The organism is Pandoraea sp. PE-S2R-1 (assembly GCF_002179865.1).
Lineage (GTDB): Bacteria > Pseudomonadota > Gammaproteobacteria > Burkholderiales > Burkholderiaceae > Pandoraea.
The window spans coordinates 265,489-275,361 of the sequence record NZ_NGUR01000016.1; the positions used below are offsets into that span (position 1 = coordinate 265,489).

General features: G+C 65.0%; 7 protein-coding genes. 5 read left to right on the top strand and 2 right to left on the bottom strand.

Features of this window, described 5'->3' with window-relative positions; translation table 11 throughout:
- Positions 1-51 precede the first annotated feature (51 nt).
- Positions 52-1,473: a 2-hydroxycarboxylate transporter family protein gene (locus CDV44_RS23915; protein WP_249277689.1), complete on the top strand. Its 1,422-nt coding sequence runs from the start codon at positions 52-54 to the stop codon at positions 1,471-1,473.
- A 22-nt stretch (positions 1,474-1,495) separates the two neighbouring features.
- On the opposite strand, the gene CDV44_RS23920 is transcribed toward CDV44_RS23915, so the two are convergent.
- Positions 1,496-2,464, bottom strand: coding sequence for a DJ-1/PfpI family protein (locus tag CDV44_RS23920; protein ID WP_087691170.1), 969 nt, complete (start codon positions 2,462-2,464; stop codon positions 1,496-1,498).
- Between the two features lie 380 nt (positions 2,465-2,844).
- On the opposite strand from CDV44_RS23920, the gene CDV44_RS23925 reads away from it, so the two are divergent.
- The 4 genes from CDV44_RS23925 (at position 2,845) to CDV44_RS23940 (ending at position 7,755) form a co-directional block, all read left to right on the top strand.
- On the top strand, positions 2,845-3,468 hold the full coding sequence (locus CDV44_RS23925; RefSeq protein WP_249277695.1) for a M24 family metallopeptidase: 624 nt from the start codon (positions 2,845-2,847) through the stop codon (positions 3,466-3,468).
- A 173-nt stretch (positions 3,469-3,641) separates the two neighbouring features.
- Positions 3,642-4,154 carry a sigma-70 family RNA polymerase sigma factor gene (locus CDV44_RS23930; protein WP_087691174.1) on the top strand — a complete coding sequence of 171 codons (513 nt, stop codon included), beginning with the start codon at positions 3,642-3,644 and terminating at the stop codon, positions 4,152-4,154.
- Positions 4,151-5,137 (top strand): FecR domain-containing protein, encoded by a 987-nt coding sequence (locus CDV44_RS23935; protein WP_087691176.1) that lies wholly within the window; start codon positions 4,151-4,153, stop codon positions 5,135-5,137. The genes CDV44_RS23930 and CDV44_RS23935 overlap by 4 nt, the downstream gene beginning before the upstream one ends.
- A gap of 110 nt (positions 5,138-5,247) precedes the next feature.
- Positions 5,248-7,755, top strand: a complete 2,508-nt coding sequence (locus CDV44_RS23940) for a TonB-dependent receptor (RefSeq protein WP_087691178.1) — start codon at positions 5,248-5,250, stop codon at positions 7,753-7,755.
- 155 nt (positions 7,756-7,910) lie between these two features.
- On the opposite strand, the gene CDV44_RS23945 is transcribed toward CDV44_RS23940, so the two are convergent.
- Positions 7,911-9,533 (bottom strand): phospholipase D family protein, encoded by a 1,623-nt coding sequence (locus tag CDV44_RS23945; protein WP_087691180.1) that lies wholly within the window; start codon positions 9,531-9,533, stop codon positions 7,911-7,913.
- Positions 9,534-9,873: the final 340 nt, after the last annotated feature.

Consider the following 9,873-nt stretch of genomic DNA (forward strand, 5'->3'; position numbering starts at 1 on the left):
GATTCGCAAGGCTGCGCGCCTTATATAAGAAAGATGAACGGAGACAAATCCATGGAAACGGTAACCACGCGCGCCGAGGCGGCAAGGGCACCCGTGCAGACCCAGTCGAGGGCCGGGGCCACGCCGCCCAAGCCCTCGGGCACAACGGACGGCGCACGGCCCGCGACCGGGGGAGCGATGTCGCTGCGCGAGCGTTGGTGGGCGGTGTTCGACCTGCGCATCGGTGCGTTGCCGTTGCCGGTATATCTCGCGCTCGTGGCGATCCTTGCCGCGATGACGCACAACGGCAAGCTCGCCGCCGATCTGCCGACCGGCATCGCGCTCGTCGCCGTCGGCGGCTTCACGTGCGCCGAGCTGGCCAAGCGCATTCCGTGGGTGCGTCACATCGGCGCGACGTCGATCTTTGCGGCGTTCATCCCGTCGGCGATGGTCTATTACGGCCTCATGCCCGCGCCGGTGACGAAGGCTGTCACTACGTTCACCAAGAGCTCCAATTTCCTCTATCTGTTTATCGCCGCGATCATTGTCGGCAGCGTGTTGAGCATGGACCGGCGCACGCTGGTGAAAGGCTTCGTGCGCATCTTTATTCCGCTGGCGAGTGGTTCGTTCGTTGCGGCCATTGTCGGCACGTCGGTCGGCACAGCACTCGGTCTGGAGGCGAAGCAGGCGTTCTTCTACATCGTCGTGCCGATCATGGCGGGCGGGGTCGGTGAAGGTGCGTTGCCGCTCTCGGCGGGCTACGCGCAGATTCTCGGTGTGGAGCAGGGGCCGCTCTTCGCGCAGGCCCTCTCGGCCGCGATGCTCGGCAACATCTCGGCGATCTGTCTGGCGGGGTTGTTGAGCTATCTGGGCACGCGCAAGCCGAAGCTCACCGGCAACGGCCAACTGACGGTCACGCCGGCGGGTGAGGCGCTCGCGGTGCAAGACGAGTCGTCACAGAGTTTCGACGCCTCGAGTCTGGCGGCGGCGGGCGGCACGGCGATTGCCCTGTATCTGCTGGGGGTGCTGAGCCATCAGTGGTTCAACTGGCCGGCGCCCGTGGTGATGCTCGTTTTCGTGGTGATCGCGCAGTTGTTCCAGATTGTGTCGCCGCGCGTGCGGGGCGGGGCGCGTTTCATGTACAGCTTCTTCTCGACGGCGGTCACGTATCCGCTGATGTTCGCCATCAGCGTCGCGATGACACCGTGGGGCGAGATCGTCACGGCATTTCACTGGATCAACATCGTGACGGCCGTCTCGACGGTGCTGTCGCTGGCAGTCACTGGGTTCGTGGTGGCGAAGTGGGTGGGGATGTATCCGGTGGAAGCGGCCATCGTCAACGTGACGCACAGCGGCTTGGGCGGCACTGGCGATGTGGCGATTCTCACGGCGGCGAACCGCATGGCGTTGATGCCCTTCGCGCAGATCGCCACCCGTATCGGCGGCGCGATTGTCGTGATGACGTCGCTGGCGGCGTTTTCTTACTGGCATTGAAGCCGGGGTGGCGGGCCGTGTCTCAGTCCTGCGGCTGCCCGAAGTGTTCGCGGTACTGCTGGGGCGACACGCCGAAGCGGCGCTGAAACACCTTGCGCATGTTGTGCGGATCGCCGAACCCGCATTGCCATGCCACGGTCTTGAGGGGGGCGTTGCCGTTCTCCAGCATCACACGCGCGGCATCGATGCGGGCGGCGCTCACGAAGTCGGCGGGCGTCACGCCCGCGTCGCGAGCAAACACGCGCGAGAAATTGCGCACACTCATCTTGGCCACCGCGGCCAGATCGCCCACCGACAGCGGCTCGGCCAGATGCTCCAGCACGAATTGCTGTACCTGAGCGACCGGGGAATTCGGTTCCGCGTAGGGCGTGAGGTAGGGGCTGAACTGCGACTGACCGCCGGCGCGCTGCGTGAACACCACCAGCCGCTTCGCCACGTTGAGTGCCACCTCTTGTCCGTGATCCTGCGCGAGCAGGTGCAGCGACAGATCGATGCCCGCCGTCACGCCCGCTGACGTGTACAGATTCCCGTCCTGAACGAAGAGCCTGTCGGCCTCGATGCGGGCGCCGGGGGCGCGCTCGGCAAGCACGTCGACGTCGTTCCAGTGCGTGGTCACGCGTTTGCCGTCGAGCAGACCGGCGGCGGCGAGCACCAGCGCGCCGTTGCAAATCGACCCGAAGCGGCGAGCACGCGCCGTGGCGTCGTGCAGCCAGCGCGACACGTTCGGGCCGAGATCGTCGGTCAGCAGCGACGGGCCGCCCGCCACCAGCAGCAGGTCGAGATGTCCGCCGGCTTCCTGATAGTGACGGCGCGGCAGAATCGTCATGCCATTCGAACAGGCAATCGGGCCGTGCTGGGTGCCGATGACTTCTGTCTGATAGTGGTCGCCGGGCAGCAGAAACCGGTTCGCTTCCGCGAAGACATCGAGCGGGCCGCTCACATCGAGCGATTGCACGCCGGGAAAAACCAGCAAGGCGACATTCCGGATCATGGCAAAGGGGCGCTCTGGCAGTAATGCGCTGCATTTTGGCAGAAAGCGGTCAGATGAGCCGATCACGCCCCGCGCTTGGCGCGAAGGGGCCTCGGTTTGGCAGAATCGGGCCGCTCGGGGCGCGTGGCATCCAAAGGCCGCGTTCGCACAATCGGTGACATCGACGGCGGCATGGGCCGCTGCGTTTCCCCCGAGAGGCATCGATGCACAACGCCAAAACTGCGATTTCCCCGAACTCCCCGATTTCCCCGACGTCTCCAACGCCCTCCGTACCGTCCACCGCGACCGCCGGAGCGGCGGTCAACGATGCGCCTCGCGTGCGCTATCCGGACGATGCATCGCTCGCCGAGCGTGTCGGTCCCGCGTTCTCGGTCGACGGCATGTTGATGGCACGTCACAAGACGCGTGCCGCCATCGCCGACATCGCGAGTCAGGTGAAGCCGGGCATGGTGGAAGAAGATGCGGTCGCGATGGCCAAAGGCGCGCTCGTGGCCGCTGGCCTCGAACTGAGCTGGCATCCGACGCGGGTGCGTTTTGGTGCGAACACGCTCAAGCCCATGCGTCAGCCGTCCACGCCGGGCGTGGTGCTGGGCGAGAACGACATCTTCTTCATCGACATCGCCCCGCGCTTCGACGCGTGGGAAGGCGATGGCGGCGCAAGCTTTGTCGTCGGCGAGCACGCCGGGCAAGCCCGCTGCGCCCACGACGCGCAAGCGCTGTTCCACGACGTGCGCGGCAAGTGGTTGCGCGACGGCGTATCGGGACAGGCGCTGTACGCCTACGCCGACGAGGTGGCGAAACGCATGGGCTGGGAACTGAACTTCGACCTGCCGGGGCATCGCGTGTCTGACTTCCCGCATGCCGCCATTCATACCGGCTCACTCGCCGACTTCGAGACCACCCCATCGGCGATGCGCTGGATTCTGGAAATCCATCTGCGCGACCCGCAGCAACGCTTCGGCGCGTTCTTCGAGGACATGCTGCTCGACGATACCTACTACTGATCGATCCCAATCCCGATCCAGAACGGAACGTCGCGCCCGCGCGACTCCCCGTTCACGCGTTATTGATCGTGCGTCGACCCCGGGACTTGTTTGCTATACTGCGAACGATTCTCATTTGCAACGCGGGTGCCTGAGCCTTTCGGCCACACCTGGCCCGGGGACAGGAGGGGCGCATGCCCGCCGACGACACGCTGCAACGCGACGCGTTGCAGGGACTCTATAACGACCATCACGGTTGGCTTCACGGCTGGCTGCATCGCAAGACCGGTTGCTCGCATCGGGCCGCCGATCTTGCGCACGACACGTTCATCCGGCTGCTCGAACGCGATCCGCCGCGCATGCTCGCGTCGCCGCGCGCTTTCCTGACTACGGTCGCGCAGCGTGTTCTCTATAACTACTGGCGTCGCGAACAGATCGAACGCGCTTATCTCGAAGCGCTGGCCCAGCAGCCCGAAGCCGTCGCGCCGTCACCAGAAGAACGCGCCATCGTGCTCGAGACGCTGCTTGAGATCGATCGCTGTCTCGATGGTCTGCCGCCCCCGGTGAAACGCGCTTTTCTGCTGGCCCAGCTCGATGGCCTGTCTCATGCCGAGATTGCGGCCGAACTGAGCATCTCGCTCGCGACCGTCAAACGCTATCTGGTGCGCGCCGGTACGCAGTGCTTCTTCGCAATGGAGGCGGTATGACGCGGGCCGCGGCGCAGGGGTTCGCACCCGGTATCGCGCAGCAGGCCGTCGAGTGGTGGGTGACGCTGCATGGCGGCGACGCCACTGAAACGTTGCGAGCGGCCTGCGTGCGTTGGCGTGAGGCGCATCCCGATCACGAACGCGCGTGGCGGCATATCGAAAGCGCCAACAATCGCATGCGGCATGTGTCCGATACGTTGGGTGCGGCGGTGGCGCAGGCAGCGCTTCGCGCGCCCCGCTCACGCGCACGGCGCACGGCCATCAAGGCGATTGCCGGGGCGCTGTTTGTCGGCGGCGGTGCGTGGCTCGCGACGGACCCGCTTGCCGTGCAGCGGTTGCGCGCGGATACGCGCACGGGCGTCGGCGAGCGCCGCACGCTGCGTCTGGCGGATGGCACGACGTTGGTTCTCAATACGCGCAGTGCGGTCCGTTTATCGATGGATGGCTCGACGCGCCGCATCGCGCTTGTGGATGGCGAAGTGATGGTGACGACGGGCAAGGACGCCGGGCACGTACCGCCCCGGCCGTTGGTCGTGACGACGGCGCAGGCCATGTTGCAACCATTGGGGACGCGTTTTGCCGTGCGTCAGGACGACGCGGGCGGGCGCGTGCAGGTCTTCGAGGGGGCGGTGCGCGTCATGCCGCTGGGGTTGTCGCACGTCGAGCGCATTGTGCAGGCGGGCGAGCAGGCGCAGTTCACGGCACGCGCGATCGAGCCGCTCACCGCGCTCGAGGACGGTGACGGCGCATGGACGGATGGCATGCTCGTCGCCGTCGATATGCGGTTGGATGCGTTTCTCGCGGAGCTGTCGCGATATCGACGCGGCTATCTGCGTTGTGATCCGGCCGTAGCGGCGCTGCGGGTATCGGGCACCTATCCGCTCGGCGATGTCGACGCCATTCTCGCGGTGCTGCCGCACGCGCTGCCGGTGACGGTGGCGTCGGTCACGCGTTACTGGGTGAGCGTCGGGCCACGGGGCTGATCCGTTTTCTCTTTTTTCAAATTTTTGTCCGGCCAGTGAGCTGTTTTGTACATCTCGCGTGACAAGGGAATTGAAACCTTCTGTCTTTTGCCTGAACGAGATCTCACATCATGGCCGTCGTATTTTCCGATTCCTCCGCCGTTGCACGCCGCCGGGCGCCGCTGGTCGCACGTCCCCGGCACGTTTGTCTTGCCGTTGCGGTGACGTTCGCGTCCGCGCTCAGCGCGGGTGTCGCACAGGCACAGCAAACGCAGTCGACCGCTGCCACTCAGGCAGCCGCCGCGAGCCGCGTGTATGACATTCCGGCCGGTGGACTCGACGCGGTATTGACGCGCTTTGGCCGCGAGGCGGGCATTCTGCTCACGTACGCGCCGTCGCTGACAGCCGGTCGGCAGAGCCCCGGCGTGCAGGGCAGATTCGATGTGCCGGCCGCCTTCGGTCAGGTACTGGCCGGGACGGGCCTCGTTGCGTCGCCGCAAGGTGCGGGCTTCACGTTGGTGCCGCAAGGTGCACCGGCGTCGGCCACGCTGGCCGCAGGCGGCGGCTCTGGCGATGTGGCTTTGCCCACGACGCATGTTCAGGGGCAGGCATGGACGGACGCCTACCGTACGCCGGCTGACGCCGGCATTGCGCGTGCCGACGCGCCGATTCTCGACATTCCACAGGCCATCAATGTGGTGCCGCAGCAAGTGCTGGCCGATCAGCGCGCCCGCACGCTCGACGATGCGCTTATTAATGTGAGCGGCATCGTGCAGGGCAATACGCTGGCAGGCACGCAAGATACGCTGCTCAAGCGCGGCTTCGGTGGCAATCGCGACGGTTCGATCATGCACAACGGCATGCCGCTGGTGCAGGGGCGCGGGCTGAACGCGAACGCCGATGCGGTGGAAGTGCTCAAGGGTCCGTCGTCGTTGCTGTACGGGATCATGGACCCGGGCGGTGTGATCAACGTGGTGAGCAAGCGTCCGTTGCTCAAGCCCTATACGGCGGTGAGCGTGGCTGGCACGACGTATGGTCACGGCAAGAACGGCGTGGAAGAAACGCTCGATACCACCGGGCCGATCGGTGACTCGAGGCTGGCTTATCGATTGGTTGTCGACCAGAACAACCAGCAGTACTGGCGCAACTTCGGCTCGCAGCGTGAGACGCTCGTTGCCCCGACGCTGGCGTATTACGGTCGTGATACGCAGGTCGTGCTGTCGTACGAATACCGCAACTTCCTGACGCCGTTCGACCGGGGCACCGTGATCGATCCGACGACCAACAAGCCGTTGGCGATTTCGCCGCGTGAGCGTCTGGACGACGTGCATAACGAGATGACCGGTCAGTCGCATCTGGCGCAGATCACGGTCGATCATCAGTTCAACGCCGACTGGAAGGCGCACTTCGGCTACAGCTACAACACCGAAACGTACGACGCGACGCAATTGCGCGTGAACGGCATCAACACGAAGACCGGCATCATCTCGCGCAGCAACGACGGCACGCGCGGCTCGGACAGTACCGATAGCTACGGCATCGCGTATCTCGACGGCCGCGTGCAACTGGCCGGCATGCGGCATGACGTGCAGTTCGGGGGCGACTGGGAATATCGACGCATCTATCGGCGCGACCTGATCCGGCAGGCGTCGACGTGCAAGTTCAACTATCTGAGCCCGGTGTATGGGTGCGAGGTGATTCCGACGACAGTGTCTGCGTCCGATAGCGATCAGACCGATACGCTGCACGACGCGTCGCTGTTCTTTCAGGACGCGATTCACGTGACCGACCGCTGGATTCTCGTGGGCGGCTTGCGTTTGCTCACGTACAGCCAGTTGGCAGGCAAGGGGCGTCCGTTCCAGGTCAATACGAACATCTCCGACTCGAAGTGGCTGCCGCGCGCGGGTGTCGTCTATAAGGCGACGAACTATCTGTCGCTGTACGGCAGCTACTCGGAGTCGCTCAAGCCGACCTCGACCATCGCGCCGCTTTCCAGCGGGGTGGTGATCGACTCGAACGTGGCGCCGGAGCACGCCAAGTCGTTTGAAGTCGGCGCGAAGCTCGACATGCCGAACGGGCTGACCGGGACGGTGGCGCTGTTCAACATCAACAAGCGCAACGTGCTGGTCTCGCAGTTCAACGATGCGACCAAGCTGATCGACTGGCGCACGTCGGGCGCGGCGCGCTCGCGCGGCTTGGAGCTCGACGTGTCGGGCCGCATCGGGCAACGCTGGAACGTGATTGCCAGCTATGCGTTCATCGACGCGAAGACCACGGACGATCCGCTCTACACCGGCAACACGTTGGCCAACGTGGCGCGGCATACGGCGTCGTTGGCGGGGGTGTATGACTGGGGGCCGGTGCTGGGTGACGGCAGCGGTAATTTGCGCTTGGGCGCGGTGGGCCGCTATATCGGGTCGCGTCCGGGGGACTCGGCCAACAGCTTCACGTTGCCCGCGTACTTCGTGGCGGATGTGTTCGCCACCTACGACACGAAGATCGGCCGTCAGCCGGTGCACTTCCAGTTCAACGTGAAGAACGTGTTCAACAAGACGTATTACCCGTCGAGCGCGAGCCAGTACTTCGTGGCCGTGGGCGACGCCCGCTCGGCAACGCTGTCGGCGACGTTCGAGTTTTGAGCGTGCTGCGTGTATTGAGTGTGGTGTGAACGTGGGGTGAACGTGGGGTGAACGCTCGCCGTGCTGACGCCACGGCGTTCATGATTCACAAAAGCCGCCGCTTCCGATCTTGTCGGGGCGGCGGTTTTTGTTTCGGCAAGCGTCGGTTCGCGGGGTTACAGCAGGTCGTCGCTGGGCAGCAGCGTGAAGGCCCCCGCGACGGCGTTACGCCAGAAAGGCGCGTAGGGCTCGACGTCGAACGTGCGCGGCTGGCCGTTCTCCTCGCCGACCCAGCGCAGGGCGGGCATCGTCGGAGGTGTGGGTGTGGGTGGCGCTGTGCCCGGTGGCACCAGTTCGACGTGGAAGCTGGAGCGTGGCGCGACAGCCCGCTCGAAGATCCCCGCCATGCGCTCGGCGAAGTCGGCGCTGTGGATCACGATGGCCAACTCGGTGTTCAACCGTACCGAGCGCGGGTCGAGATTGAATGAACCCAGCACCACGTGCAGCCGGTCGATGATGTAGACCTTGCCGTGCAGGCTCGCACGGGAAGACCCGCCAAAGGTGATGCGCCGCTGCTCGGGCTCCGGGCGGATGGGCTTGAATTCATACAGTTCGATCCCCGCCTGCAACAACGCCGGACGGTAGCGCGCGTAACCAGCGTGGACCGGCACGACATCGGTGGCGGCCAGCGAATTCGTCAGCACGCGCACGCTGACCCCGCGCGCCGTCAGCGCCGACAGGAATTTCACGCCACCATCCAGCGGGACGAAGTAGGGCGAAATGATCAGCACCTCGTGCTGGGCGTGGCCCGCCAGCTCGCGCAGTTTGTCGCCCGGCGCGCTCGTGGTTTCCTTTGCGGGGGTATCGAGCTTGTCGGGGCTGTCGGCGGCGAGTTCGGCAGGTGCCCAGAAAAGCGGCACTTTGCCGCTGGTTAAGCCTGTGGCCAGCGGTTGCTGATGGAGCGCATCACGTCCGGCGGGTACGTTCTCGGCATCGCGCCAGTGTTGGGCGAGGGCGTCGCGGGTGGCGTCGAGCGTTTCCTTGTCGATCTTGGACTGCACCTGTCGGAGCGGGTACGACTGCGGGCTGGTCCAGAAGTGGTCGAAGCTATGGGAGATCGCGTCGACGACGGGGCCGGCGCATAACAGGTCGAAGTCGCGGAAGGACAGATCGGGGTTCGCATCGAAATACTCGTCACCCAGATTGCGGCCGCCGACGATGGCGAGCTGGTTGTCGGCGACGAGCGCCTTGTTGTGCATCCGCCGGTTGAGCTGGTCGAACTCCGTCAGAAGGTTGCCGGCGCGTTGGAGCAGGGTGGTGTCGCGCGTGCCGAACGGATTGAAGACGCGGACTTCGATATTGCGATGCTGGTCGAGCACGGCGAAGGTCGGATCGGTGTGGCGGCGGTTGATGTCGTCGACCAGCATGCGCACACGCACGCCTCGGTCGGCGGCGTCGAGCAGCGACTGGAGCAGCAGGCGGCCAGTGATGTCTTCGCCCGCGCTGTAGTACTGCACGTCGAGACTGTGCTGCGCCGACTGGACCAGTGCGATACGCGTGGTGAACGCGGCGGAACCGGTGGCCAGCAACTGGAAGCCGGATTCCCCGGGGTGGGCGTGCTCCGCCGGGGCGAGGGCATCCGCCAATGCGCCCGGGGCCGTGGCGGACGTATGGGACGTCCACTGCGTCGGCTCAGGCGGCGGACGGACAGAGGTGCAGGCCGCCGCGAGGAGCGACAGTGCGAGTACCCATATCAGGCGAGACGGCAGAAGCGACCGGAGGAGGCGCGATAGGACCATCTCGAACGCTCTATATATAGGGAGAAAGAAGCTGTGGCAGAACCGGCGACAAAAGCGGTAACAGAAGCGCGCCGCCGCTGGGGAGGCCTTTCCATATAGGGAAGCTTAGCCAAAAGCATATGCGATTTCGTTGGTTGCGTCGCCGGGGGATGCCCGGATACATTGGGGCTGTCTCCTCCATGAAGTCCTGTCCCATGGATCTCGGCCCGCTCACGACGCGGGCCTTTTTTTGCTCTTTTCAAATTATTTTCACAAAGTGCTTGCCAGCGTTCGGGGTTTTCACTAATATTCCGTCTCTCGCAACGACAGCGACGCAGCGAAAGCGGCGAAGCAGGAAGGT